General features: G+C 75.4%; 22 protein-coding genes. 11 read left to right on the top strand and 11 right to left on the bottom strand.

The features are described from left to right. Positions 1–22: 22 nt before the first annotated feature. Positions 23–247, bottom strand: a complete 225-nt coding sequence (locus tag ACIQUR_RS29850; RefSeq protein WP_403670810.1) for a hypothetical protein — start codon at positions 245–247, stop codon at positions 23–25. A 563-nt stretch (positions 248–810) separates the two neighbouring features. On the opposite strand from ACIQUR_RS29850, the gene ACIQUR_RS29845 reads away from it, so the two are divergent. Continuing rightward, positions 811–2,769, top strand: coding sequence for an amino acid transporter (locus ACIQUR_RS29845; RefSeq protein WP_403670807.1), 1,959 nt, complete (start codon positions 811–813; stop codon positions 2,767–2,769). A 116-nt stretch (positions 2,770–2,885) separates the two neighbouring features. Here the strand turns inward: ACIQUR_RS29845 and ACIQUR_RS29840 are convergent, their stop codons facing one another. Genes ACIQUR_RS29840 through ACIQUR_RS29830 form a run of 3 tightly spaced genes read right to left on the bottom strand, consistent with a single transcriptional unit; the run spans position 2,886 to position 5,519 of the window. Next, positions 2,886–3,914: an NAD(P)/FAD-dependent oxidoreductase gene (locus ACIQUR_RS29840; RefSeq protein ID WP_403670805.1), complete on the bottom strand. Its 1,029-nt coding sequence runs from the start codon at positions 3,912–3,914 to the stop codon at positions 2,886–2,888. Then, positions 3,911–4,447 carry an isoprenylcysteine carboxyl methyltransferase family protein gene (locus ACIQUR_RS29835; RefSeq protein ID WP_403670802.1) on the bottom strand — a complete coding sequence of 179 codons (537 nt, stop codon included), beginning with the start codon at positions 4,445–4,447 and terminating at the stop codon, positions 3,911–3,913. Before ACIQUR_RS29835 ends, ACIQUR_RS29840 begins: the two co-directional genes overlap by 4 nt. Before the next feature lie 7 nt (positions 4,448–4,454). Next, the gene (locus tag ACIQUR_RS29830) at positions 4,455–5,519 is read right to left on the bottom strand and encodes a type III polyketide synthase (protein WP_403670799.1); all 1,065 of its coding nucleotides are present in this window, start codon (positions 5,517–5,519) and stop codon (positions 4,455–4,457) included. Positions 5,520–5,618: 99 nt separating this feature from the next. Here ACIQUR_RS29830 and ACIQUR_RS29825 point away from each other — a divergent pair, with 99 nt between their 5' ends. The 5 genes from ACIQUR_RS29825 (at position 5,619) to ACIQUR_RS29805 (ending at position 11,378) form a co-directional block, all read left to right on the top strand. Next, on the top strand, positions 5,619–6,548 hold the full coding sequence (locus ACIQUR_RS29825; RefSeq protein ID WP_403670797.1) for a UbiA family prenyltransferase: 930 nt from the start codon (positions 5,619–5,621) through the stop codon (positions 6,546–6,548). Positions 6,549–6,686: 138 nt separating this feature from the next. Further along, positions 6,687–7,427 carry an SOS response-associated peptidase gene (locus ACIQUR_RS29820; RefSeq protein ID WP_403670794.1) on the top strand — a complete coding sequence of 247 codons (741 nt, stop codon included), beginning with the start codon at positions 6,687–6,689 and terminating at the stop codon, positions 7,425–7,427. A 401-nt stretch (positions 7,428–7,828) separates the two neighbouring features. After that, on the top strand, positions 7,829–7,990 hold the full coding sequence (locus tag ACIQUR_RS29815; protein WP_403670791.1) for a hydrophobic protein: 162 nt from the start codon (positions 7,829–7,831) through the stop codon (positions 7,988–7,990). Between the two features lie 48 nt (positions 7,991–8,038). Further along, the gene (locus ACIQUR_RS29810; RefSeq protein WP_403670788.1) at positions 8,039–9,619 is read left to right on the top strand and encodes an FMN-binding glutamate synthase family protein; all 1,581 of its coding nucleotides are present in this window, start codon (positions 8,039–8,041) and stop codon (positions 9,617–9,619) included. Between the two features lie 46 nt (positions 9,620–9,665). After that, entirely contained in the window at positions 9,666–11,378 is a 1,713-nt protein-coding gene (locus ACIQUR_RS29805; protein ID WP_403670786.1) for a thiamine pyrophosphate-dependent enzyme, read from the top strand. 70 nt (positions 11,379–11,448) lie between these two features. Here the strand turns inward: ACIQUR_RS29805 and ACIQUR_RS29800 are convergent, their stop codons facing one another. Together ACIQUR_RS29800 and ACIQUR_RS29795 are read right to left on the bottom strand one after the other, a co-directional pair. Beyond that, on the bottom strand, positions 11,449–12,180 hold the full coding sequence (locus tag ACIQUR_RS29800; protein WP_403670783.1) for a hypothetical protein: 732 nt from the start codon (positions 12,178–12,180) through the stop codon (positions 11,449–11,451). Between the two features lie 179 nt (positions 12,181–12,359). Next, positions 12,360–13,955 carry an esterase/lipase family protein gene (locus tag ACIQUR_RS29795; protein ID WP_403670780.1) on the bottom strand — a complete coding sequence of 532 codons (1,596 nt, stop codon included), beginning with the start codon at positions 13,953–13,955 and terminating at the stop codon, positions 12,360–12,362. A 365-nt stretch (positions 13,956–14,320) separates the two neighbouring features. Between ACIQUR_RS29795 and ACIQUR_RS29790 the strand changes: the two genes are divergently transcribed. The 3 genes from ACIQUR_RS29790 to ACIQUR_RS29780 all read left to right on the top strand — a co-directional run bounded on the left by ACIQUR_RS29790 (position 14,321) and on the right by ACIQUR_RS29780 (position 17,312). After that, complete coding sequence (locus tag ACIQUR_RS29790) at positions 14,321–15,598, top strand: chloride channel protein (protein WP_403670778.1); 1,278 nt, start codon at positions 14,321–14,323, stop codon at positions 15,596–15,598. Positions 15,599–15,726: 128 nt separating this feature from the next. Then, the gene (locus ACIQUR_RS29785) at positions 15,727–16,134 is read left to right on the top strand and encodes a YciI family protein (RefSeq protein WP_403670775.1); all 408 of its coding nucleotides are present in this window, start codon (positions 15,727–15,729) and stop codon (positions 16,132–16,134) included. An 8-nt stretch (positions 16,135–16,142) separates the two neighbouring features. Continuing rightward, positions 16,143–17,312 carry an RNA polymerase sigma factor gene (locus ACIQUR_RS29780; RefSeq protein ID WP_403671133.1) on the top strand — a complete coding sequence of 390 codons (1,170 nt, stop codon included), beginning with the start codon at positions 16,143–16,145 and terminating at the stop codon, positions 17,310–17,312. A 12-nt stretch (positions 17,313–17,324) separates the two neighbouring features. Here the strand turns inward: ACIQUR_RS29780 and ACIQUR_RS29775 are convergent, their stop codons facing one another. Together ACIQUR_RS29775 and ACIQUR_RS29770 are read right to left on the bottom strand one after the other, a co-directional pair. Then, positions 17,325–19,133, bottom strand: a complete 1,809-nt coding sequence (locus tag ACIQUR_RS29775; protein ID WP_403670773.1) for a methyltransferase — start codon at positions 19,131–19,133, stop codon at positions 17,325–17,327. Positions 19,134–19,284: 151 nt separating this feature from the next. Then, the gene (locus ACIQUR_RS29770) at positions 19,285–20,496 is read right to left on the bottom strand and encodes a 4-hydroxybenzoate 3-monooxygenase (RefSeq protein WP_403670771.1); all 1,212 of its coding nucleotides are present in this window, start codon (positions 20,494–20,496) and stop codon (positions 19,285–19,287) included. 239 nt (positions 20,497–20,735) lie between these two features. On the opposite strand from ACIQUR_RS29770, the gene ACIQUR_RS29765 reads away from it, so the two are divergent. Further along, positions 20,736–21,131: an amphi-Trp domain-containing protein gene (locus ACIQUR_RS29765; RefSeq protein ID WP_403670768.1), complete on the top strand. Its 396-nt coding sequence runs from the start codon at positions 20,736–20,738 to the stop codon at positions 21,129–21,131. A 15-nt stretch (positions 21,132–21,146) separates the two neighbouring features. Here ACIQUR_RS29765 and ACIQUR_RS29760 read toward each other — a convergent pair whose 3' ends face one another. Beyond that, positions 21,147–21,986: a class II glutamine amidotransferase gene (locus tag ACIQUR_RS29760; RefSeq protein ID WP_403670765.1), complete on the bottom strand. Its 840-nt coding sequence runs from the start codon at positions 21,984–21,986 to the stop codon at positions 21,147–21,149. A 169-nt stretch (positions 21,987–22,155) separates the two neighbouring features. Beyond that, a complete protein-coding gene (locus ACIQUR_RS29755) occupies positions 22,156–22,887 on the bottom strand; it encodes an SDR family NAD(P)-dependent oxidoreductase (protein WP_403670762.1) in 732 nt (243 codons plus the stop codon). 235 nt (positions 22,888–23,122) lie between these two features. On the opposite strand from ACIQUR_RS29755, the gene ACIQUR_RS29750 reads away from it, so the two are divergent. After that, the gene (locus tag ACIQUR_RS29750) at positions 23,123–23,767 is read left to right on the top strand and encodes a dihydrofolate reductase family protein (protein WP_403670759.1); all 645 of its coding nucleotides are present in this window, start codon (positions 23,123–23,125) and stop codon (positions 23,765–23,767) included. A gap of 94 nt (positions 23,768–23,861) precedes the next feature. On the opposite strand, the gene ACIQUR_RS29745 is transcribed toward ACIQUR_RS29750, so the two are convergent. Next, complete coding sequence (locus tag ACIQUR_RS29745) at positions 23,862–25,265, bottom strand: oxygenase MpaB family protein (protein WP_403670756.1); 1,404 nt, start codon at positions 25,263–25,265, stop codon at positions 23,862–23,864. Positions 25,266–25,313: the final 48 nt, after the last annotated feature.

Here is a 25,313-nt window from a genome sequence, read left to right as displayed (position 1 = left end):
CGCGGCCCTGAACGTCGGGCCCCTACACGTCGGGCAGCGGGTCCTGCGCGTCGTCTTCGCGCGCGTCCCCGTCCCCGTCGCCGCGCTCGCGCCGCCCCTCGTCGTCCCGACGGCGCAGTTCCTCCGGGCTCTTGCCCTCCTGGCGGGAGGAGCGCGCCGGGCCTTGCCCGGGCTCCCGGTCGGGCTTCCGGTGCTGCTCCTCCCGGCCCTTGCCCGGCTGCGGCTTCCTGTCGTGCGTTCCGCCCATGACTGGTCGACTCCTAGGGGACTTCGGGACCACCTGGCGCGACAACCGTGGCACGTGACGTGGCAGGCCGCACCATTTCGGTCACGTCGGGCGGGGGCGCCGACGGTGGGGCCGCCGGGGCGAGCGTTAACGATGCGTCAAGATTTTCCCGGGGCGGATGCACCGGGCCTCCCTCCCGCCGGCACCCCGAAGGCACCCCGAGGGCACCGAGCAGACACCCGGCCGGCACCCCGCGGGCCCCCGCGCCGCGCCCCATGGCCTGGGCTTTCCGGCCGTACCGGGCCACCGCCGCCCGGATTCCGCCGTACCGCCCGGTCGCGCGGCGCACCGGCCCCGCGGCTCGGCGTGACCGGCGGCGGCACCCAGGCCTCGGGCGTCCCGGGACGGGCGGGGCCGGCGGCGGGCCCATACTCGGTGATCGTTGTCAGGGCCTCTGCCGCCGCGGCCGCGGCGCGTCCGCCGCCGCAGCCGGGGGCAGCCAGGGGGCAGCCGGCGCGCGTGCGCCGGACGGATCGGGATGGATTTAATTTATGGGGGACATGGGCCAGGCGAACGAGCCGGCGATGCCGGAGGTAGTGGACAAACCGGTGCTGCGGCCGCAGCCCACGGGCAGGCTGGCGCAGTGGATGCTCCGGCACCGCGTCCAGCCCGTCGGCCCGGCGGCCGGAGAGGCCCACGCCGAGCCGCACGCCTGGTGGAAGGTGATGTGCCTGACCGGCGTGGACTACTTCTCCAGCCTCGCCTACGTCCCCGCCATCGCCGCTCTCGCCGCCGGCGCCGTGTCCCCGCTCGCCACCCTGCTGATCGTGGCGCTGACGCTGCTCGGCATGCTGCCGATGTACCGCCGGGTCGCCAAGGAGAGCCCGCACGGCGCCGGTTCGGTCGCGATGCTGGAGGACCTGCTCCCGTTCTGGTGGGGCAAGCTGTTCGTCCTGGTCCTGCTCGGCTTCGTCGCCACGTCGTGGATCATCACGATCACCCTCTCCACCGCCGACGCGTCCGTGCACGTGGTGGAGAACCCCTTCTTCCCGGCCGCCCTGCACGGCCACGAGGTCGCCCTCACCGTCGTGCTCCTGCTGGTGCTCGGCGGGGTCTTCCTGCTCGGCTTCAGCGAAGCGGTCAGCGTCGCCATCCCGCTCGTCGCCGTCTTCCTCGCCCTGAACGCCGTGGTCATCGGCGTCGGCCTGGTCCACGTGATCAGCACCCCCGGCGCCTGGTCCGCGTGGACGGACGCCCTCGCCGACACCGGCGGCGGCTTCGGCGACCTGATCGGCCCGGCACTGCTCGCGTTCCCGCTCCTCGTCCTCGGCCTGTCCGGCTTCGAGACCGGCGTGAGCATGATGCCCCTGGTCGCCGCCGAGGGGGCCGACGCCGAGCAGCGCCTGCGCTCGCGGATCCGGAACACCCGCCGGCTGCTCACCACCGCCGCCGCGATCATGAGCGTCTACCTCCTCGCGGCCGGCTTCGTCACCACCGTCCTCATCCCGCACGAGGCCTTCGAGCCCGGTGGCGCCGCGAACGGCCGCGCCCTGGCGTGGCTGGCCCACGAACACGTCGGCGAGGGCTTCGGCACCGTCTACGACATCAGCACGATCCTGATCCTCTGGTTCGCCGGCGCCTCCGCCATGGCGGGACTGGTCAACATCGTCCCCCGCTACCTCCCGGACTACGGCATGGCGCCCGAGTGGGGACGCGCCGTCCGGCCGGTCGTGATCGTCTACACGGTGCTCTGCGTCCTCATCACGATCGCCTTCGACGCCGACGTGGACGAGCAGGCCGGCGCCTACGCCACCGGCATCCTGGCCATGATGGTCTCCGGCGCCTTCGCGGTCACCGTCTCCGTCGCCCGCCACCGCCGGCGCCCGGCCACCGTCGGCTTCGCGCTCCTGACCGCGGTGCTGCTCTACGCACTCGTCGCGAACATCGTCGACAAGCCCGACGGCATCCTCATCTCCGCCTTCTTCATCGCGGGCATCATCGTCGTCTCCCTGGTCTCGCACGTCTCCCGGACCACCGAGCTGCGCGCCGACCGCATCGTCTTCGACCAGGAGGCCCGCCGGTTCATCGACGACACCCTGGCCTTCGACAGCGCCATCAACCTCATCGCCAACCGCCGTCAGGCCGGCGACGCCGCCGAGTACGCCGACAAGGAGCGCGAGCAGCGCGGCGCCAACCCGGTCCCGGGCACGGCCGACGTGATCTTCCTGGAGATCGACGTGGTGGACCCGTCCGACTTCAGCGACACGCTGACCGTCCGCGGCGTCGAGGTCGACGGGTACCGGGTCCTGCGCGCCGACGCGCCCGCCGCCCCGAACGCCATCGCCGCGGTCCTGCTGGCCCTGCGGGACGCCACGGGTGTGCAGCCGCAGTGCCACTTCGCCTGGGCGGAGGGCAGCCCGCTGGTGCACATGGTCCGCTACTTCCTCCTCGGGCGCGGCGACACGGCCCCGGTGACCCGCGAGATCATCCGCAGCCACGAGCCGGACCCGGACCGCCGCCCCGGCATCCACGTCGGCGGCTGAGCACCCGTACGGGCCCGGCGCCGGCCGAACGCGGGGGGCGGCCCCCCCCGGGCCCCCGCCCCGCACCACCGCGGCCGCCCCTGTCCCTGCCCCGGCCCCGCCGCCCGGAGCGCCGCTCACGCCAGCAGGTTCACCGCACGCGCGAACACCCCGGGGAACCGCGCCGCCGCCGGGGCGATCAGGGGCGCCAGCCGCGGCTGGTTGCGGGCCCACAGCAGGGACCGCGTCAGCACCCGGTAGCTCCGCGACAGCCGGCACCAGGCCCCCTCGTACGCCTCCGGGCGCCCCTCGCGCACGCAGCGCACCAGCTCGCCCGCCGAGGCCAGGGCCAGGGCGAGCCCCTCCCCGGTCAGCGCGTCGACGTACCCGGCGGCGTCGCCCACGAACAGCACCCGGCCGGCCACCCGGGTCCGGGCCTCCTGACGCAGCGGGCCCGCGCCCCGCACCGGCGTCCGCCCGGCCCCGCCCAGCCGGGACAGCAGCAGCGGGAAGGCCGCGAGCTGGGCGTCGTACGGGCCCTGCTCCGAGGTCAGGACGGCGATCCCCACCTCCCGCGGGCCCACCGGCGTCACGTACGCCTCCCGCCCCGCCGACCAGTGCACCTCCACCAGGTCGCTCCACGGCTCGACCGCGTAGTGGCGGCGCAGCCCGTACCGCGCCGGCCGCGCCCGCCCCCCGGGGCGCACCTCCAGCCCGAGGGAGCGGCGGACCGGCGAGTGCAGGCCGTCCGCGGCCACCAGGTAGCGGGCCGCGGTCCCGTCCGCCTCGACGTGCGTCGCGTAGCGGCTGACCCGGGCCACCCGGCGGGGGAGGACCGTGACGCCCAGCTCGGCGGCCCGCGCGGCGAGTGCCCCGTGCAGCAGCGTGCGCCGCACCCCGAGGCCGGGTCCCGCCCGGAACTCCGCCTCGGCGCACCGGTCGCCGGCCGCGTCCAGGTAACGGATGCCGCGCAGCGGCCGGCCCGGCGCCGCCACGCCGAGCGCGTCCAGCGCGCGGACCGCACCGGGCATCAGGCCCTCGCCGCACGCCTTGTCGACCGGGACGGCACGCGGCTCGGCGACCACCACCTCCAACCCGGCGAGCGCACCGTGGATCGCGGTGGCCAGCCCCGCCGGGCCGCCGCCCACGACGAACAGGTCGATCACCGCGCCGCGCCGGCGGCCGGCAGCGCACGGGCGGACGCCAGCGCGTCGTCCTCGCAGCGGATGCGCACGGACAGCAGCGCGGCGTTCAGCACCGAGAAGCCGACCGCGGTCACCCAGGCGGAGTGCACCAGCGGCAGCGCCGCGCCCTCGACGACGACCGCGAGGTAGTTCGGGTGGCGGAGGAGGCGGTACGGGCCCGAGGCGACCAGCGGCAGACCCGGGACGATCAGCACCCGGGTGTGCCAGCGCCGCCCGAGCGTGGCGATGCACCACCAGCGCAGCCCCTGGGCCGCCAGGACCAGGGCCAGCGCGGGCCAGCCGAGCAGCGGCTGGAAGGGCCGGTCCGCCACCCAGGGCTCGACCAGGCAGCCGGCCAGCAGCGCCGTGTGCAGGGCCACCATCACCGGGTAGTGGCCCGCCCCGTGCTCCAGCCCGCCCCGCGCCCGGCTCCAGGCGCCGTTGCGGCGGGCCACGGAGAGTTCCGCGAACCGCTCGGCGACGACCAGCAGGACCAGTACGACGTACGCCGTCATCCGCGCCTCACCAGCCCAGCAGCACGAGCTCGGAGGAGAACCCCGGCCCGAACGCGATCATCAGACCGGCCGCGCCGGGCGGCGGCCCCGCGGCGCGGGCGTCGCGCAGGATCTGCAGCACCGAGGCGGAGGACAGGTTCCCGGTCGCGGCCAGCGCCCGCCGGGAGGGGGCCAGCGCGGAGTCCGGCAGCCCGAGGGCATCGGCGAGCGCGTCCAGGACCTTCGGACCCCCGGGATGGCAGATCCAGGCGGCGACGTCCCGCGGCTTGAGGTCGTGACCGGCGAGGAAGGACTCGACCTCCTCGGCCACGTGCAGCCGGACGAGTTCGGGGACCTCCCGCCCCAGGACCATGCGGAACCCCCAGTCGCCGACCTCCCAGCCCAGCAGGTGCTCCGTGCCCGGGTACAGGCGGCTGCGCGTGGCCCTGACCACCGGTCCCGGCGCGGCGGCCGCGGCCCCGGCGTCCCGCCCGTCGCCCACCGCCACCAGCGCGGCGGCGCCGTCCCCGAAGAGGCTCCCCGCCACCAGGTTCGCCGTCGACGTGTCCGACGGCTGGAGGGTGAGCGAGCACAGCTCCGTGGACAGCAGCAGCGCCTTGCGCCCCGGCCGGCCGTCCAGCAGGCCGTGTACGCGGGCCAGCCCGGCGGCACCGCCCGCGCAGCCGAGGCCGAAAAGCGGCACCCGCTCGACGTCCGGCCGCAGCCCGACCCGCGCGGCGAGCCGGGCCTCCACGGAGGGCGCCGCGATGCCGGTCACGGTCGTGGAGACGACGACGTCGATCTCCTCGGCCCGCACCGCGGCCTCGTCGAGGGCCCGCTCCACCGCCTCGGCGCCCAGCGCGACGGCCAGGTCCACGAACAGCCGGTTGGTGTGCCCGAACCCGCCCAGCTCCCGGTACCGGTCCAGGGGGAGGGCCAGGTGCCGGGTCGCCACTCCGGCCGCCGCGTGCAGCCGGCGCAGGAGGGCGGCGTCGGCCCCGGACGGCAGGCGGGAGGCGAGGACCTCGGTGATCTCCTGCTGCGTGTGGCGGTGCGGCGGGAACGCCGTGGCCACCGCGAGGACGCGTGTCATCGCTCCAACATAGGGACCGGGGCCCGCCGCACCCCTGAACACGGCCGCGCCGGGCGCGCCGGGCCTCTTTCCCGGCCCTTCGGCGCGTACCGTGGCGCGGTGCCCGCCACCACCGACGAAGGTGCCGCAGAAGCGGCCGGGCCCGCTGTGGCCGCCGGCCCGGCGCCCGCCCCACGGCCGTCCGGCACCGCCCTCCTCCGGGGCGCGGGCGACCTCCTGCGGGCCTGTCATCCGGTGCCCGCCGCGGGGGTGACCCTGCTCGCCGCCCTGCTGGCCGCCGCCTTCGGGCTCACCCTCAGGACCGGTGCGGGCGCGGTGGCCGCGGTCGCCGCCGGTCAGCTGTCGGTGGGCTGGAGCAACGACCGGCTGGACCTCGGCCGCGACCGCGCGGCCCGCCGCCGTGACAAGCCCCTCGCCGCGGGCACGGTACGGCCCGCGGTGGTGACCGCGGCCGCCTCCGCCGCGCTCTTCGCCTGTGTGCCGCTGTCGCTCGCCTGCGGCACCCGGGCCGGGCTGGTCCACCTCGGCTGCGTGGCCGCCGCCTGGGCGTACAACCTGTGGCTCAAGCACACCGCCGCCTCCTGGCTGCCCTACGCCCTCGCCTTCGGCCTGCTGCCGGCCTTCCTGAGCCTGGCCTGCGCGCCCGGCCGCTGGCCCCCGCCCTGGCTGACGGCCGCGGCGGCCCTGCTGGGGACCGCGGCCCACTTCGCCAACACCCTGCCGGACATCGACGCGGACCGCGCCGCAGGCGTCCGCGGGCTGCCGCAGCGGCTGGGGCGGCGCGGTTCCCTCGCCGCGGCCGCCGGACTGGCCTTCGCCTCCGGTGCCGCACTGGCCCTCGGCCCGCCCGGGCCGGTGAGCCCCGCGGGACGGCTGCTGCTCCTGCTGACCGCCGCGCTGTCCCTCGGCGCGGCGGCGGCGCCCCCCGCCCTCGCACGCAGCCGGCTGCCCTTCCTCGCCGTCCTGGCCCTGGCCGGCGCGGACGCCGTACTCCTCGTCCTCGCGAGCCGGGACCTGGCCGCCCCCTGAAGCCCGGCGCGGCCCGGAGCGCGCAGCCGCCCCGGGCGATCCGGAGCAGCGCGGCGCTCCCGCGCCCCGCGGGCGTGATCCCGCCGGTTCCACGCCGAATCGAGCCGGCTCCGGCCGCCTGGTGGCAGAGTGGGCCACATGTGCGGCCGTTATGCATCCTCTCGTGCCCCCGAGGACCTCGCGGGCCTGTTCGACGCCGAGCTGGACCCCGCCCGCGGACTGCTGGGGCCCTCGTGGAACGTCGCCCCGACCGACGACGTGTGGGCGGTGCTGGAACGCGTCGACAAGGGTTCCGGCGAGGTGCTCCGGTCGCTGCGGCCGGTGCGGTGGGGGCTGGTGCCGTCCTGGGCGAAGGACCCGTCCGTGGGCTCCCGGATGATCAACGCCCGGATGGAGACCGTCCACGAGAAGCCCGCGTACCGCAAGGCCTTCGGCCGCAGGCGGTGCCTGCTGCCCGCGGACGGCTTCTACGAGTGGGTCGCCGTCCCCGCCACCGGGACCGCGAAGGCGTACAAGCAGCCCTACTTCATCCGGCCCGAGGACCAGGGCGTGATGGCGATGGCGGGCCTGTACGAGTTCTGGCGCGACGCCGGCGTCGAGGACGACGACGATCCCGCGGCCTGGCTCACCACGGCCACCATCATCACCACCGAGGCCACCGACGCCGCGGGGCGCATCCACCCCCGGATGCCGCTCGCCCTCCACCCGGACGACTTCGGCACCTGGCTGGACCCGGCCCACCACGACACCGAGGACCTGCGCGCCCTCCTGCACACCCCCGCCGACGGCGTCCTCACCACCACCGCCGTGACGACGGCCGTCAACAGCGTCCGCAACAACGGCCCCCACCTCCTGGACCCGGCCCCGCAGGCAGGCTGAACCCACGCCCGGCCCGGCCGGCGCGGCCCCACGCGAACGAGCCGGCCGCTCACCGGGGGCGAGCGGCCGGCTCCTGCAGGGGGGACTCCGCGGAAAGGTTTCTCCCTCCGCCCCTGCCCACCTTCGTCCACCCCATGCGTCACCTCCGCAGACGCGCTCCGGGGCGCCGCCCGGCAGCCCCCGCGGGGCGCCGGGGCACGCGCGGCACCGCACGGGCCCTGGCCGGCCCCGGCCGACAACACTCCGCAGCGGAAGGGAAGTTGGCCGCGGCAATCGGTCCGTGTGAGCTCCGGAGTCATGGGTACATGCGGGCAACGATCCACCGCGAGGCACCCGTCTCCGCGCCGTACCCGGCGCGAGGGTGTCGTCACCGGGCCCGACGGCCCAGGAAGGTTTCGACGATGATTCCGCTGCTCCTCGTCCTGCTCCTCGCCCTCGTCCTCTTCGGTGCCGGCTTCGCCGTGAAGGTGCTGTGGTGGGTGGCCATCGCCGTGCTCGTCCTCTGGCTGCTCGGCTTCGTCGCCCGCCCCGCCGGCCGCGGCGGGCGCTGGTACCGGTGGTAGCGCAGACCGGGATGCATGGCGGGCGGCGGCCGGGACAGACGCGGGGACGTGCTGAAATCACCCCTCCTGCTGTCCGCGGCCGCCGCCGGCGCCGCGGTCACCGCCGCCCTCGCCGCCTCGCCCTGGTGGTGGGCCGCGGCCCTGCCCCTGCTCCTGCTGACCGCCGTCGGCATCCACGACGTCCTCCAGCGACGCCACTCCGTGCTGCGCAACTACCCGCTGCTCGGCCACCTCCGCTTCGCACTGGAGGCCGTGCGCCCGGAGATCCAGCAGTACTTCGTCGAGCGCAACTTCGACGGCCGCCCCTTCGACCGTGACACCCGCAGCATCGTCTACGAGCGGGCCAAGGGCACCGACGCCGAAGAGCCCTTCGGCACGGAACGCGACCTCTACCTGTCCGGCACCGAGTACCTCGCCCCCTCCATGGCGCCCCGCCCGGTGCGCACCGACCCGCCCCGGGTCCGGGTGGGCGGCCCCGACTGCACCCAGCCCTACGACATGGCCCTGCTCAACGTCTCGGCGATGAGCTTCGGCTCCCTCTCGGCCAACGCCATCCGCGCCCTCAACGCCGGCGCCCGGGCCGGCGGTTTCGCCCACGACACGGGCGAGGGCGGCCTCTCCGAGCACCACCTGGGGCCCGGCGGCGACCTGGTCTGGGAGATCGGTACGGGCTACTTCGGCTGCCGCACCGACGACGGCGGCTTCGACGAGCGGCAGTTCGCCCTCAAGGCCGCACACCCGCAGGTCAAGGCGGTGACCCTGAAGATCAGCCAGGGAGCCAAGCCCGGCATCGGCGGCGTCCTGCCGGGCGCCAAGGTCACCGCCGAGATCGCGCGGGTGCGCGGCGTCCCGCAAGGACGGACCGTGGTCTCGCCGCCCTACCACCGTGTGTACAGCACCCCCCGGGAGCTGGTGCGCTTCCTGCACCGGATGCGGGAGCTGGCCGGTGGCAAGCCCGTCGGGTTCAAGCTCTGCGTCGGTTCGCGCCGCGAGTTCCTCGCCGTGTGCCGGGCCATGCTGGAGGAGGGCACGGCGCCCGACTTCATCGTGGTCGACGGGGCGGAGGGCGGGACCGGCGCGGCACCGCTGGAGTTCGCCGACGCCGTCGGACTGCCGCTCCGCGAAGGCCTGATGACCGTGCACAACGCCCTCGTCGGCACCGGGCTGCGCGACCGTCTGCGCATCGGGGCGAGCGGCAAGGTCGCCACCGGCGGCGACCTCGTCCGCTGCCTCGTCCAGGGAGCCGACTACACCAACGCGGCCCGCGCCATGATGTTCGCCGTCGGCTGCATCCAGGCCCAGCGCTGCCACACCAACACCTGCCCCGTCGGCGTGGCCACCCAGGACGCGCGGCGGGCCCGCGCCCTCGACGTGGCCGACAAGGCGGCGCGGGTACGGCGCTTCCAGGAGGCCACGGTCCGCAGCGCCCTGCAGATCATGGCGGCGATGGGCGTCGACGGCCCGGAAGGGCTGCGCCCGCACATGCTCGTCCAGCGGCTCGACCCGCACACCGTCCGCTCCTACGCCGACCTGCACGAGTGGCCGGCTCCCGGGCAACTCCTCGCATCCCCGCCCGCATCGTGGGCAGCCGACTGGGAGGCGGCCGACCCGGACCGCTTCACCGGCTGAGTCCCCCGCCCGACAACTCCCCGCAAGCCCCCTGGAGGTTCCACCCATGGCCCGCACCGTCGCCCGCGTGATCGTCGAAGCACTGCGGGAGCTGGACGTCCGCCACGTCTTCGGCGTGGTCGGGGACGCCCTGAACCCGCTCACCGAGGCCATCCGCACCACCGACGGCCTGGAGTGGGTCGGCTGCCGGCACGAGGAGGCGGCGGCCTTCGCGGCCGGCGCCCAGGCCCAGCTGTCGGGCACCCTCGGAGTGTGCATGGGCACGGTCGGACCCGGTTCCGTGCACCTCCTCAACGGCCTCTACGACGCCGCCAAGAGCCACGCGCCCGTCCTCGCCGTCTGCGGCCAGGTCCCGCTGGCCGAGATCGGCAGCGACTACTTCCAGGAGGTCGACAACGACCTCCTCTTCCGCGACGTCGCCGTGCACCGCGCCACCGTCACCTCCCCGGACCAGATGCCCCGGGCCCTGGAAGCCGCGGTGCGCGCGGCCGTCACCCGCGGCGGCGTGGCCGTCCTCACCGTGCCCGGCGACATGGGCGGGCAGGAGGTGCCGGAGGACCGGCCGCCCCGCTTCGCCCTGGACCGGGCCGTCACCCGGCCCGACGACGCCTCCCTCGCCCGCGCCGCCGCCCTGCTGAACTCCGCCTCCCGCGTGACCCTGCTTGTCGGCGCCGGCGCCCGAGACGCCCGTACGGAGGTCCTGGACGCGGCGGACCGGCTGGCGGCACCCATGGTGCTCACCCTGAAGGCCAAGGAGGGCTTCGAGGACGACAACCCCCACCAGGTCGGCCAGACCGGCCTCATCGGCAACCCCGCAGCCGTCCACGCCCTCGACGCCGCCGACGCCCTCCTGATGCTCGGCACCGACTTCCCGTACCGCGACTGGTACCCGAAGGACGTCCGCGTCGTCCAGGTCGACGCGCGCGAGGAGCACCTGGGCCGCCGCACCCCCGTGGACGTGGGCCTGGCCGGCGACGTGCGCGTGACCCTGGAGGCCCTGCTGCCGCTGCTGGACCGGGTCGCCGACCGGAAGCACCTGAAGGACGCGCGCGAACGCTTCGAACGCTGGCAGGAGGGGCAGGCCCGGCTGGCCGACCCCGCCGCCGAGCGCCGCCCGGCCCGGCGGCTGCGGGCCGCCCTGGACAACCCCGGCCACGCGGTCCGCCCCGAGGCGCTGGCCGCAGCCGTGGCCGATCTCGCCGCGGACGACGCCGTGTTCACCTCCGACACCGGGATGGCCACGGTCTGGCTGTCCCGCCACGTCCCCATGCGCGGGACCCGGCGCCTGATCGGTTCCTACAACCTCGGCTCCATGGCCAACGCCATGCCGCAGGCCCTCGGCGCCCAGCTGTGGGCACCCGACCGGCAGGTCATCGCCTTCTGCGGCGACGGTGGCCTGAGCATGCTGCTGGGCGACCTCCTGACGATCCGCGCCTACGAGCTGCCGGTGAAGCTGGTGGTGTTCGACAACCGGAGCCTCGGCATGGTCAAGCTGGAGCAGGAGCAGGTGGGGCTGCCCGAGTTCGGTACGCGGCTCGACAACCCCGACTTCGCGGCCGTCGCCACCGCCCTCGGCCTCACGGGCATCCGGGTCACCGACCCCGCGGACCTCCGCGACGGCGTGCGCCGGGCCCTCGAAACGCCCGGCCCGGTGCTCCTGGACGTGCTCACCAACCCCGGCGAGGTGGCCGTCCCCGCCAAGCCCACCCTGGCCCAGGGCTGGGGGTTCGTACGGGCCAAGGCCAAGGAACTGCTCTGACCCCGGGCGGTGCCCGGCTCCCCGGCCCCCGGCCCCACCGGGGCCCGGCGGGGCCGGGTCCCGCCCGGCGTCAGCCGCTCGCCTCCCAGGCCGAGGTCAGCCCGTCCAGCCACGCCGGCGGCAGCTCCGCGGCGTCCCACTCCTCGCGCAGCGCGGCCTCCGCGGCGGCGAGCCGTTCCAGCACGGCGACGCTGGTCGCGGAGTGGACGAGCGAGTAGCGGCCGTGGACCGCCACGCCGCCGCCGGGCCCGTACGCCGCGTACAGCCGCTCCAGACGGGCCCGGTGCCGCACCGCGAACTCCTCCAGACGTCCGGCGTACGTGGCCCGCTGCCGGGTGTCCAGGGTGCCGAGGGCGGCGGTGAGGACCTCCTCCGTGACCTCCGGGTCGAGGTCGGAGGCGGTGGTGAACGACAGGTAGAGGGCCGTGACGGCCACCTGTGTCCGCTCCACCTCCATCTTCCGCACCGGAGGCAGCCGGTCCGGGTCGGCGTCCGCGAGGCTGGTGGCCAGCGCCCGGCGCAGGGCCGCCTCCGCCAGCTCGCCGAGGGCGTCCGCGGCCGCCCCCGCCCCGTCGAGCCAGCCGTGCGCGTACAGTTCGCCCTTGTCCCGGGGCGCGTCCGGGGCGCCGCCGAGGATCTCCTGGTGCGCCAGGGCCAGGGAACCGGCCTCCACCAGACCGATCAGCTCCTCCGCGTCGCCGGGGACGACGCCGGCCCTGGCGAGGAGCATCAGCAGGGTCCTCCTGGCGTTGACGACGCTGGCCGCGTCCAGCTGCTGCCGTCCCTCTTCGGCGGCGTTCATCAGGTTCTTCCTCCTCGCATGGCAGGTGGCGCCCCCACGAACGTATGCGATGACCACCTCCCGGCGGATCATCAGGGGGCCCCTGAGCCGCCCCGCGCCCCCGTTCACGTCCGTACGCCTCCCCGCCACGCCGTGCCGGAGCCCCGGGCCACGACACCGCCGCGCGACACCCGCCTCCGCTACGCCTCGCGCTCCAGGGACACCTCCAGATCGGCCTCGAACCCGGTGCCCGCGACGCGGAACGTCCACGTGCCCGGCGCGCCCCCGGCGGCCGGCGCCATCCGCTGCACCTCCGCGCCCTCCGCCGCCGCGGCGGCCGCCACCATCGCGGGCGTGATGTCGGGGCCGAGGAAGGTCTCGCCGGTGTGGAGGTAGAGCGCCGGCGTCCCGTCGGCCTCGGCCACGGCCTGCACGTAGTACTGCTTGCCGAAGACCAGGTTGTCGGAGAAGCCCACGCCGAACGAGTCCCGCTCGCCGACGTACACCTCCAGGCGCAGCACCAGGCTGTGGTCCAGGCTGCCCGCCGGCTTGGCCGAGGCGTCCACCCACCCCTCCCAGACCAGCCGGCCGGGGCCGGCCCAGCCGGTGGTGGCGTCACCGGACTCCGACAGTGGGCGGGTCAGCTCCGTGGCGAGGTCGGGGAGCGGATCGGAGAAGTCGTCGGTGTGGAAGGGGCCGTAGCAGTTCTCGGCCTCCTTGCTCTGGTGGAACAGCTCGAAGTCGACATACCGGGGCTTGACGGACACCCCGAAGAAGAACTCGCTCTTCCCGAAGATGTCGTGACCTCGCTTCACCTCGGCCCGCGCCAGCCTCAGCCGGACGTGGTGCGTGCCGTGGAAGAAGCGCATCGCGATCTCGTACGCCTCGCGCGAGGTGACCAGCGAGTCCCGGCCGCCGTGGCACTTGTGGACGAAGGTGCGCGGCGCCCCCGGGATCTGCGCGGAGGCGTGCTTGACCAGTCCGTCACTGCGGTTGTAGGCCAGGGTGCCCTCGTCGATCAGCGTGGCGAGCCGGTTGCCCAGGTTCGCGAATCCGTTGGCGTACTCGCGGTGGTTGGTGCCGACCACGGTCAGGATCCGCGGAGCCGGGAAGGGGATGCCGCGGATGTCCGTACGGCGCGGGTCGAAGGCGGCGATCTCGTCGGCGAGGCCGAGGGGCAGACTCCTGGCCAGGGCCGCGGGCAGGAGCTGGAAGGCGATGCCCCGGTGCGGCGTGCCCAGGGTGACGATCCGGTGGACGAGGTCCCCGCTCCGCCCGCCCAGACGGGTCAGCGCCGCGCGGAGCACCAGTCCGCCCATGCTGTGCGCGACGACGTCCACGCCGGTGAACTCCTCGCCGGCCCGTCGCGCGCCCTCCTCGATGATCTCCAGGAGTCTGACGAGTCCCTCTCCGTAGCGCTCCAGCGAGCGGGGGAGCAGGTCGTAGAAGCGGTACACCCACAGGGTGCCGGCGACTCCCTCCGCGAGGACCGAGCGCGCCGTGGGCACGTCGACGATCACGGTGCCGCGCAGCAGGTCCTCGGGCCAGCCGTCGGTGTGGGGGTACGGGGCCTGCTCCCGCTCGTAGTAGCCGACGACGTTGGTGGCGTCCCGGTACGGGTGCCGGGCCGACTTGAGGCAGCGCAGCACGAAGCCCTCGTAGAGGTAGCCCTCGCCGCGGCGGCCGGGATAGGAGGTGCCGTCGTTGAAGCCCTGGTAGACGTTGCTCCGCTCGTCCTGGACGTCCGCGCCCCCGAAGCCGCGGATCAGGACCAGTGGGCGAGGACGGTTTGTCATCGGGACCACCCCGGGTGTTTCGGTGCACACGTGGCGCGGCGCCGGCCGCACGGACGCGGACCACTGTGCTCGGGTCCTCCGGGAGGGCGGGGGCATTATCGTTTCCACAGGCGTGTCGACCCCCCTCCACCGCCGCGTCGTCCCCCGCTCCGTGCCTTGGTGCCGCCGTGCCTTCGTGTCCCCGCGCCCCTCGGGCCGCCGGACGCCCCGGCCGCCGCCCGCCATCGCACGGTCCCGCTTCACCCGCTCGGGGCGCCTCCGGCCTCCCCACGGTGAGGCGCATCGCGACGGGCCTCCGCCGGGTCCAGGCTCGGTGGGGCCCGGCCGCCCCGACCGGGGCCCGTGCGGAACGCAGGAGGCGATGGATGCCCGGACGTCGGATCGGTGCCCGTGCCTTCGTCGTCGCGGCCCTCGGCGGCGTCCTCGTCGGCCTGGTCGGCGGTGCCTTCCGCTGGTGCCTCGCGCACGCCGACGCCCTGCGTGCCGAGCTCCTGGAGTCCGGCGCCGGGCTCGGCCCCGCCGGCCGGCTGCTGCCCGTCGTGGTCACGGCCGCCGGTGCCGCCCTCGCCTGTGCTATCGCCCGGCGCGTCCCGTACGCCGCCGGCAGCGGCGTCCAGCACGTCGAGGCCGTCTGGCGCCGGGAGTCGGACGCGCTCGCCCTGTGGCTGCTGCCCGCCAAGTTCGCCGGCGGCGTCGTCGCCATCGGCTCCGGCCTCGTCCTCGGCCGCGAAGGCCCGATCGTCCACATGGGCGCCTCCGTCGGGGCCCTCGCGGGCCACCACACCCGCCAGGACCCCGAGGACACCCGCATGCTGCACACCGCCCTCGCCGGCGCCGGCCTGGCCGCCGCGTTCACGGCCCCGCTGGGCGGCCTGCTGTTCGTCTGCGAGGAGGTCACCCGCAGCGTCCGGCCCCGCCTGGTGCTGCTCACCATGGTCGGTACCGTCGCGGCCGCGCTGAGCTGCCGGCTGCTGGTCGGCGACGCCCCGGTCCTGCCGATGCCGGACCTGCCGCTCCCGCCCACCTGGAGCATGCCGCTGTTCCTGCTGCTCGGGGTCGCCGCCGGGGTGCTCGGCCCCGCGTACAGCGCCCTCGTGGTGCACACGCTGGAGACCGTCGAGGGCGTCACCCGGATCCCGCCCGTCGCCAAGGCCGCCGCGATCGGCGCCGTGGTCGGCGCCCTGATGACCGTGGAACCGCTGCTCGCCGGCGGCGGCGACGAACTCAGCGAGCGCCTGCTCACCGGCCACCTCCCCGCCGTGGGCGCCCTGCTCCTCTACTTCGCCGTACGCTTCGTCGCCGGCCCCCTCAGCTACGCCGCCGGCACCCCCGGCGGACTGTTCGCCCCGCTGCTGGCCCTCGGCGCCCTCCTGGGCACCCTCACCCAGTCGCTGGCCGCCCCCGCCCTCCCGGCCGGGGCGCCGGGACCGGCCGCTTTCGCCGCCGTCGGCATGGCCGCGCTGTTCACCGGCGTCGTGCGCGCCCCGCTGACCGGCGTCGTCCTCGTCCTGGAGATGACCGCGTCCGCCCCGCTCCTCATCCCCCTGGTGCTGGCCTGCTTCGCGGCCGCGCTCACGGCCACCCGGCTGGACAGCGCCCCCCTCTACGACACCCTGCGCCACCGCATGCTCCAACGGCCCTGAACCCCCGCCACGGAGCCGCCGGAGGGAGCCGCGGGAGAATTTCCGGCCGGCGATGTCGAGATCCCGCGACCGGCTCCGTCCCCGGTGTGAACGCGACCACAATGGCCGTACCAGCGAGGAGAACCACGATGGCCAAGTACCTGCTGCTCAAGCACTACCGCGGCGCCCCGGCGGCGGTCAACGACGTCCCGATGGACCGGTGGACGCCCGAGGAGATCTCCGACCACATCGCCTACATGAGGGCCTTCGCCGCCCGCCTGGAGGAGACCGGCGAGTTCGTCGACGGCCAGGCGCTCGCCCCCGAAGGGACCTGGGTCCGCTACGACGGGGAGGGCCGCCCGCCGGTGACCGACGGACCGTTCGCCGAGACCAAGGACCTCATCGCCGGCTGGATGGTGATCGACGTCGACAGCCACGAGCGCGCCGTCGCGCTGGCCGGCGAGCTGTCGGCCGCGCCCGGCGCCGGAGGGAAGCCGATCCACGAGTGGCTCGAACTGCGTCCGTTCCTGGCCGAGCCGCCCACCGTCACGGAGTGACGCCCGCGATGGACGAGGCCCTGCTCCGCAGCCTCACGCCGGGCGTGCTCGCCGTCCTCGTCCGCCGCGGAGCCGATTTCGCGGCGGCCGAGGACGCCGTCCAGGACGCCCTCGTGGAGGCGCTCCGCGTCTGGCCGGCCGACCCTCCGCGTGACGCGAAGGGCTGGCTGGTCACCGTGGCCTGGCGCCGCCACCTCGACGCGGTGCGGGCCGACGCCGCCCGCCGCCGGCGCGAGGACCGCGTCGACGAGGAGCCGGCACCGGGACCCGCCGCGGCGGTCGACGACACCCTGGCGCTCTACTTCCTGTGCGCCCACCCGTCGCTCACCCCGTCGTCCGCCGTGGCCCTCACGCTCCGCGCCGTCGGCGGGCTGACCACCCGCCAGATCGCCCGGGCCTACCTGGTGCCCGAGGCGACCATGGCCCAGCGCATCAGCCGGGCCAAGCGCACCGTGTCCGGCGTGCGCCTCGACCGGCCCGGCGACGTCGCGACCGTCCTGCGCGTCCTCTACCTGGTCTTCAACGAGGGCTACTCCGGCGACGTCGACCTCGCCGCCGAGGCCATCCGGCTCACCCGGCAGCTCGCGGCCGCCGTCGACCATCCCGAGGTGGCGGGGCTGCTCGCGCTGATGCTGCTCCACCACGCCCGGCGCGCCGCCCGCACCGCGGCCGACGGCAGCCTGGTGCCACTCGCCGAGCAGGACCGCGGCCGGTGGGACACCGCGCTGATCGCCGAGGGCACCGGGATCCTCCAGCGGGCCCTCGCCCGCGACCGGCTGGGCGAGTTCCAGGCCCAGGCAGCCGTCGCGGCCCTGCACGCCGACGCGCCCACCGCCGAGGAGACCGACTGGGTGCAGATCGTCGAGTGGTACGACGAGCTCGCCCGCCTGACCGACAGCCCCGTCGTCCGGCTCAACCGCGCGGTCGCCGTGGGGGAGGCCGACGGACCGCGGGCCGGCCTGGCGGCGCTCGCGGAGCTGGACCCGTCCCTGCCCCGCCACGCCGCGGTGGCGGCGTACCTCCACGAGCGCGACGGCGACCTGGCGACGGCGGCCCGGCTGTACGCCGAGGCGGCCCACCTGGCGCCCAGCCTCGCCGAGCGCGACCACCTGACCCGCCGGGCCGCGCGGTTGAACGTACGGCTCGACGCCGGTCGCGACGGCGGCCGCGAGTCCTGACGCCCCCGCTCCCTACGCCTTCCGGGCGTGCAGCGTGTGCGCGCCGAGGGGCAGCGGGGTGTGGCCGGCGAGTTCGAGGCCGCACTCGCCGAACAGCCGGGCGTAGTGGCCCGCGGTCCGCTCCCGCCCGCCGGTGTTGCACAGCATGTGCAGGTCCCACGCGGTGGCCAGGGACGGGCTGCCGTCCTCGGGCAGGAGGCGCTCGACGACCAGGAGGTCCGCGTGCCGGGGCATGGCCTCCGCGCAGTGGCGCAGGATGGTCCGGCACCGGTCGTCGTCCCAGTCGTGCAGGACACGGGAGAGGACGTACACGTCGCCGCCCGGGGGTACGTCGGCGAACGTGCCCGCCGCGAAGGTGCAGCGGCCGGCGGCCGCGGTGCCGGCCAGGGCCGCGCGGGCCGCCTCGGCGACCTCGGGACGTTCCAGCAGGATCCCCCGCAGGGCGGGGTGGGCGGTCAGGATGCGTCCGAGGAGCTCACCGGTCCCGCCCGCGACGTCCACGACGGTACGGGGCGTGCCGGCGGCTGCCGCGGCCCCGGCGGCCCTGAGCACCGGATGGTCGGGCAGGGGCTCGAAGAGGGCGGCGCCGGCCGCCATGGACTGGTCGAAGAGGGCGGCGAGTTCGGGGTGCCGGACGAAGTAGTCGAAGTGGTTCTCGCCGTAGAGGTGGTCGAAGCCGGGGCGTCCGGTGCGCACGCTGTGGGCCAGGTGCGCGAACGACTGGTAGAACGCACCGCCGTACATCAGGGCCAGTGGCCGCATCGAGGCCGGCGCCGCCGAGTCCAGCAGCGCGCCGACGGGGGTCAGCCGGAAGCCGTCCGGGCCCTCCGCCACCACCCCCAGCATGGCGAGGTACCGCAGCAGGGTCGCCAGACTCTGCGGGTGGGCGCCGACGGTGCGCGCCAGCTCCGCCGCTCCGATGGCGGTGTGGAGGTCCATCGCCTCGGGCAGCCGGAGCCGGGCGCAGGTGGCCAGGGCCTGCGTGGTCCAGGCGCCGGTCAGCAGCCGCAGGAGTGTCTCGGCCGGCGGGGAGGCCTCCGGCTGCCTGACGGCGGGACGGGCTTCCGGAACCTGGCCCCGCTCGGCCGCCGCTTCACCGGAGCGTCCGGCGGGCAGCGCCGCGTACCGGCCCGCGAGGTGCTCGGCCAGCACGTCGCGGTGGTCGCCGCTCGCGTAGAGCTCCACCCGCCGGTACGCCGTCTTCGTACCCGCCGGGGCGGTGAGGTAGAACACCGTCCCGTCCTCGTGCGGGTTGTAGCCGCCGCCGTCGGCCGCCGCCCCGTGCCGCACGAAGCTGGCCAGCAGGCCGCGCAGCACCAGCGGGTCGGGCCGGGTCACGTCGAAGGCCAGGTGCGCCTCGTGGTCCGCGCTGCGCTCGTGCGCGGCGACGCCGGACAGGTCCGAACCCGGCGGGGTGGTCAGCGCGAAGACCTCCACCGCCCGCCGCTCGCCGGCCGGACCGTGTACGGCCGGGCGGAGAATCCTTACGTCAAGATCGGCGGCAGCGAGCCGGTGACGGGTGGCCAGGCGACGGCGGACGACGACGCTCGGCTGCGGAGGCGCGTCCGGCGCCAGGCCGCACGAGGTGAGCTGCGTCCGCAGCGTGTGCTCGTCCGGCGGGAAGACCAGCACCGCGGCGTGCGCGAAGGAGCACTGGTCGGTCAGCGCCCGCAGTTCGGGTCCGTCGAGGCCGGGCAGCACCCGCGACAGCAGGGCGGACGTGTCCTGCTCCCGGACGAATCCGGCCGTCGCGCGCAGTCGTGCCGTGTCGTCGACGGCGCTCACCGTCGACGACGGCGCGGGAATCGTGAAGGTATCCATGGAACGCGTTCACCGTCCGTGTGGGGAGGAAGGGGGCAGAGGAACAGCGCGGGCCGCCGGGCGGGCAGCGGTGAGCGGCACGGCGCTCCGCGAGGTGCGGGGACGCCGGGCGGTGACGAAGGAAGGGGGAACGGGGCTGCGGGGGAGGGGATCAGACCCCGACGTAGTGCTCCGCGAACCAGTCCTGCCGGCTGCGCGAGTCGCGCAGCGAGGCGATGCGGGTACGCCGCAGACGCTCCAGGAAGGGCGAGGGCCCCTGGGTGTGCGGTGCTTCGTGCAGCAGGCCGATCATCCAGTGGGAGAACTCCTGCGCCCGCCAGATGTGGGCCAGGCACCGCTCCGAATAGCGGTCGAGCGGGCCGGGGTCGCCCTGGCGCAGGGCCGCGGTGAGGGCCTGGGCGAGGATCTCCGCCTCCAGCACCGCGAGGTTCGCGCCCTTGGCCGCGGACGGGCTGATCAGGGCGGCGGCGTCACCGACGAGGAAGAGGGAGCCGTGGCGCAACGGTTCGAGCACGTCGGACTCGTGGTGGACGACGGCGCGCTGCGCGACCGGGCCGCGCAGCAGCGGACCGTACTCGTCCGCCCGCATGCGCAGGGCGAGTTCGTCCCAGACGCGTTCGTCGGCCCACTCGTCGGGGCGGGCGTCGCGCGGGACTTGGAGGTAGTAGCGGGTGACCTCCGCGGAGCGGGCCATGTGGCCGGCGAAGCCGCGGGGGTGGACGGCGTACCCGACGGCGTCGATGCTGGGCGGGGCCTCGGCCAGCAGGCCGAGCCAGGACACGCCGTGGTCCCGGTGGTGGCGGCGTACGGTGCCGGGCGGGAGCGATCGCCGGCCCGCGCCGTGGCGGCCGTCGCAGGCGGCGACGTACCGGCCGCGCCACCGCTCGGGGCGCCCGTCCGCGCCGCGTACGGTCACGGACGGGGCCGGACCGTCCGGGCCGGAGACGGCGACGGCTTCCGTCTCGAAGCGGATCCGGCCGCCGGCGCCGACGTAGGCCGCGAGCAGATCGGTGACCAGCTCGTGCTGGGGGTACACGGTGTGCGGCTCGCCGCGGCCGAGCCGGCGGTAGTCCAGGCGGAACCGGCCGTCCTCGGTGCGGAACTCGCAGAGGCCGTGCTGCCGTCCGCGTAACCGCAGCCCCTCGTCGAGGCCGTTGCGCTCCAGGACGCGCACCGTGTGGGGGGCGAGGAAGCCGGCTCGCGCGCGGGTCTGGACCTGCTCGCGCCCGGCGCGCTCCAGGACCACGCAGTCGATCCCGGCCCGGAGTAAGAGGTTCCCCAGCACCAGCCCCGCGGGCCCCGCCCCGAGGATGACCACATCAGCCGAGTCGTGGGCGACCCGGTCGTACTGACTCTCTGTCACAACAGTGGATCATAGGCAGCGAATCCCGCCCACCCCGACCAAGATCACCCGTATGCCCCACACCAAGAGAAAAGGATTCTTCCGGGCCGTCGGGCCGTGCCGGCCCGGTCACGGCCGCACCCCGGCCGGCCGGGGCGGGGACCCGGCGGACCGGGCCACGGTGTGCGGAATGGCGGTCGGGGGCCGAGCATGGCAGGGGTACGCCCCGGTCAGATGCTCCCGCGCCCTGGAGGAACCCCATGTCGGACCTCAAGTTCGAGCACAAGCGCTCGCTGTCCCGTGTCGAGGCCGCCGATCAGCTCGCGGCGCTCGCCGAGGCGCTCCGGGAGGGCGGGAAGACCGACGTCCCGCTCGGCTCGGGCGTACTGAGCCTGCGCGTCCCCGACGAACTCCGCAGCGAGGTGGAGATCGAGGTGGACGGCGACGAGATCGAGCTCGAGATCGAGCTGAAGTGGCGCACCGGCCGGCCCCGGACCTCCGCAGCCGCCCCCGCGGCGCAGAAGGCGGAGCAGGCCGGGGAGCCGGAGCCCGGGGCGGCCCCCGCGAAGCAGAAGCAGACGCCGGCCGCCCCCGCCAGGACCAAGAAGGCCACCGCCCCGTCCCGGGCCCGGCGCTCCGCCGCGAAGCGCGCCTGAGGCGGGACCGCCCCGTCAGACCGGGAGGGGCGCGAAGCGGTGGAGCGAGTCGGCGCCCGGGTGCACCACGCCGTAGCTGTGCTCGGGCACCTCGTTCCACGCCCCGGGAAGGTCGCCGAGCGGCTCCGACACCACGAGCCTGGTCTCGTCGGACACCTCCTGGAGGAAGGTCAGGTCGGGGTGCAGCGCGCGCAGGGAGTCCACCCGCGTGCTGTAGTACAGCGACCTGGCCTTGCCCGCGCTGGCGTAGCGGAACGCCCAGACCGTCGTGCCGTCCGTCACGGCCACGGTCATCTGCATCGGGCTCTCCACGCCGTGCGCCCGGCCGGTCTTCTCCACCAGCCCGACCATCCTGGCCACCGCGCCGGGCGGGTCCTCCTCCAGGCCGAAGGTCAGGGCGAGGTAGAACATCGCCTCGGAGTCGGTGGTCCCCTCCATCTCCAGGTACAGGGCGGGATCGACCGCCATGTTCAGTTCCCTGCGCATGCCGTGGAAGCCGGCGATGGAGCCGTTGTGCATCCACATCCACCGGCCGTGCCGGAAGGGGTGGCAGTTGGTCTGCTGCACCGCCGTGCCCGTCGACGCCCTGATGTGCGCGAACATCAGGGGGGACTTCACGTGCTGCGCGATCTCCCGCAGGTTGCGGTTGTTCCAGGCCGGGCCGACGTCCCGGAGGATCGCGGGTGTGTCCAGCTCCGCTTCCCGGGCGTACCAGCCGATGCCGAACCCGTCACCGTTCGTCGTCTCCACGCCGAGCCGCGAGTGCAGGCTCTGGTCGATCAGGGAGTGCGCGGGTCTGTACAGGATGGTGTCGAGGAGGATGGGCGTACCCGAGTAGGCCAGCCACCGGCACATGGGCGATCACCTCTTCCTGGCACGTGCCGCCGCCCGGGCGAGAGCTCCCCGGGCGCGTACGTCACCCATCGAGCGTAACCGCCGGCGCCGGGGCCGGCTCGGTACGCGGCCGGGGCGGCGGTGTGCGGGGCGAGCGGGGTCCCGTACCCGGCGCGGCCCCGCACCGGGGTCAGACCTGGCGGGCCCCGCCGTCCACGAAGAGCTCGGCGCCGGTGACGTAGCTGCTCTCGGACGAGGCGAGGAACAGCGCGGCGGCCGCGACCTCCTCGGGCCGGCCGGGCCGGCCGAGCGGCACCCGGCGCGCCGCCTCCTCCACGACCCCGGCGGGGGCCCGGTCCAGGGACGGGGTGGCGATCGGGCCCGGGCTGAGCGCGTTGACCCGGATGCCGCGGCCGGCCAGCTCCAGGGCCAGGCTGCGGGCCAGCGACCGTACGGCGGCCTTGGTGGCGGCGTAGACGCCGAAACGCGCCGACCCGCCGGAGCCGGCCGCCGAGCCCAGCAGGACGATCGAGCCGCCGTCCGCGAGGAGCGGCAGGGCACCCTGGACGGTGAACAGGGTCCCCCTGAGGTTCAGGTCCACCGTCGCGTCGAACCCGTCCCGGGTGACGTCGGCCAGCGCGGCCGGACGGGCGCCGCCCGCGTTCGCCACCAGGACGTCCAGCCCGCCACCCGCCGCCTCCACCACCCCGTAGAGGCGCGCCAGGTCGGACTCCCGGGTCACGTCCCCGGGGACGGCCGTCACCGCACTGCCCAACTCCGCTGCTGCCATGCGGAGTTCTACTTCCCGGCGCCCGCTGATGAAGACCCGCGCCCCTTCCCGGACGAAGCGCCGGGCCGTGGCCAGCCCGATCCCGGCCGAAGCGCCCGTGACCACCGCGACCTTGCCGTCGAGCTGTCCCATCCCCGGCTCGTCCTCCGCGTCGTGTGGGGCCGCCGGCGCAGCGCGCGGGGCGGGTGCGCCGAGGGTGGGTCAGCGGCCCGGCGAAGTCAAGGAGCAAGCGGGGCGCACGCGGCGGCCGGTCGCCCGGGGCCTTCCGGCCGACCGGGTGAAGCCCGGGGGCGGCACGGCGATGAGTCCGGCCACTCCCGGCGGTCTACTCCTTGATGGAGGACGACCAACGTCTCGGGAGAACACCATGGGCCTCATCCACATCGCGCTGTTCGCGACCCTCGACCTCGTCGGGCAGGCGCCCGGCGGCCCCGACGAGGACCCCGAGGGGTTCCCGTTCGGCGGCTGGCAGGCGCCCCTGCTGGACGAGGTCTCCGGCGCGCAGATCGCCGCCGCGTACGAGGGCACGGACGCCCTCCTGCTGGGCCGGCGCACGTACGACATCTTCGCCTCCTACTGGCCGCACCAGGAGGGCGGCGAGGACGACGGGTTCGCCAGGCTCTTCAACCGGATCCCCAAGTACGTCGCCTCCCGCGGCCGGCCCGACCTGAGCTGGGCCGGTTCCACGCAGCTCGGCCCGGACCTGGCGGGTGCGGTGCGCGAGATCCGCGACCGGCACGAGCACGTGAAGGTCGTGGGCAGCCTGGACCTGGTGCAGAGCCTGCTCCGCGAGAAGCTCTTCGACCGCCTCGACCTCTGGGTGCACCCGATCGTGCTGGGGGTCGGCAAGAAGGTCTTCGACGGCGGCGAGGTGCCGACCAACCTGACCCTCCTCGAACCCCCGGCGGCCGGCTCCAAGGGCGCCGTGCACCTCCGCTACGGGATCGCCGGGGGGACGCCCGCGACGGGGGACATGAGCGCACCGGACCGCGGGCTCGGGGACGGCGCCTGAGGCGCCGGCGGGCGCCTCCTGCCGGGACGCCCGCCGCGTCACCCGCCGGCGTCACCCGCCGGCGTCGCCCCCGAGGTCCGTCACGCGCGGTCCGTCACGCGCGGCCCAGCAGGGCGGTGCCGGCCGTGCTGTCGCCGCGCGCCGTGAAGAAGTCGGTGAAGGCGGCCACGAACTCGTCCTCGGAGATCCGGCCGTCGCCATCGGCGTCCAGTTCGCGGAACCCGTCGTTCAGTTCGGCCGGGTGCACCCGTGACCCGCCGAACAGCACGCGGTACTCGTCGGCGCACAGGTGACCGCTGCCGTCCGCGTCGGCCGCGCGGAACAGCACCCGCATCGCCTGGCCGAGCCCGGCTTCGAGGTACTGCGGGTCACGGTCGAGTCCGGCCGTCATCGCGGCCACGAACTCGGCGCAGTCCACCGCGCCGTCCCCGTCCCGGTCCACGTCCGCGCAGAGCTGCTTCCACCAGGTCTCGAAGGCCGCGTACAGCAGGTCCTCGCGCTCGGTGGGCAGTTCGAGCCGCCAGCAGACGTTGTGCGCCATGGCCTGCAGGTCGTGCGTGTCCACCCGGCCGTTGCCCGTCTGGTCGAGCACCTGGCGGAAGAAGGTCTCCAGGCGGGCCTGCCGGGTGTCCGCGCTGCGGGCCCGGGGCAGTCGGGCCGCCGGCGCCCGCCGCGGGCCGGACCGCTGCCCGTCCTCCGACCTGTGCCGGTAGCGCAGGTGGTCCGGCAGCCGGGTCATCACCACGCGCAGGCCGCGGTGGAGCGTCCACGACAGGGCGGCGGCCGTACGGGGCCTGCGCGTCCCGAAGCGCTCGTGCCAGGCCGGCGGCAGGTCGGCGACGGTGAGGGCGGTCAGCGCACGGGCCGTGATGGCCCGCAGCAGCGGCCAGGCCGGCCCCAGCAGGCCGAGCCGGCGGGGCGCGGGCGCCTCGTGGAGCATCTCGTGGAGCAGGTACCGGACCTCGTCGCCGTGCTCCAGCACCTCGCGGACCGTCCGCTCGACGTACGCCGGCACGTCCGCGGCCGTGGGCGGGAGGACCTCGCCGGGGATCCGGAGGTCCGTGCACACCTCCCTGAACTGGCCGTACAGCAGGTCCTGTTCGGCGGGGCCGAGGGGAGTGCCGGCCAGCTCGTGCATCGCGGTCATCGCCTCGTACAGCGTGACCATCACCCAGGCCCGGACCTCGGGGTCCTCCGCGCTGTACGCGCGGCCGGCGCCGTCGGTGCCCCGGATGCGGCGGTGCGTCCGCTCCAGACGGGCGATCTCCAGGGCGCGCTCCTCGGGCCCGGCGAAGAACAGCCGGCTGCCGCTGTCCATGGTGTGCTCGATGCGGCGCCAGGGGTGTGCGCGGTAGGTGGAGTAGCGGCTCATGCCGGCCGCGACGGCCGGGTGCGCGATCTGCAGGACGAGCAGCCGCCACGCCACCAGTCCGATCCGGCGTTCGGCCAGGGTCCGGCGCAGGGCGCGGTCGGCAGCGGGCGGTAAGGGGCTCGTCACGTGGGTCTCCCGGGGCTGTGGTGTGGTGGTCGTGTGATCGTCTGCACC

The organism is Streptomyces sp. NPDC101132 (assembly GCF_044759225.1).
GTDB lineage: Bacteria > Actinomycetota > Actinomycetes > Streptomycetales > Streptomycetaceae > Streptomyces.
This window is presented reverse-complemented; position numbering and strand designations above follow the sequence as displayed.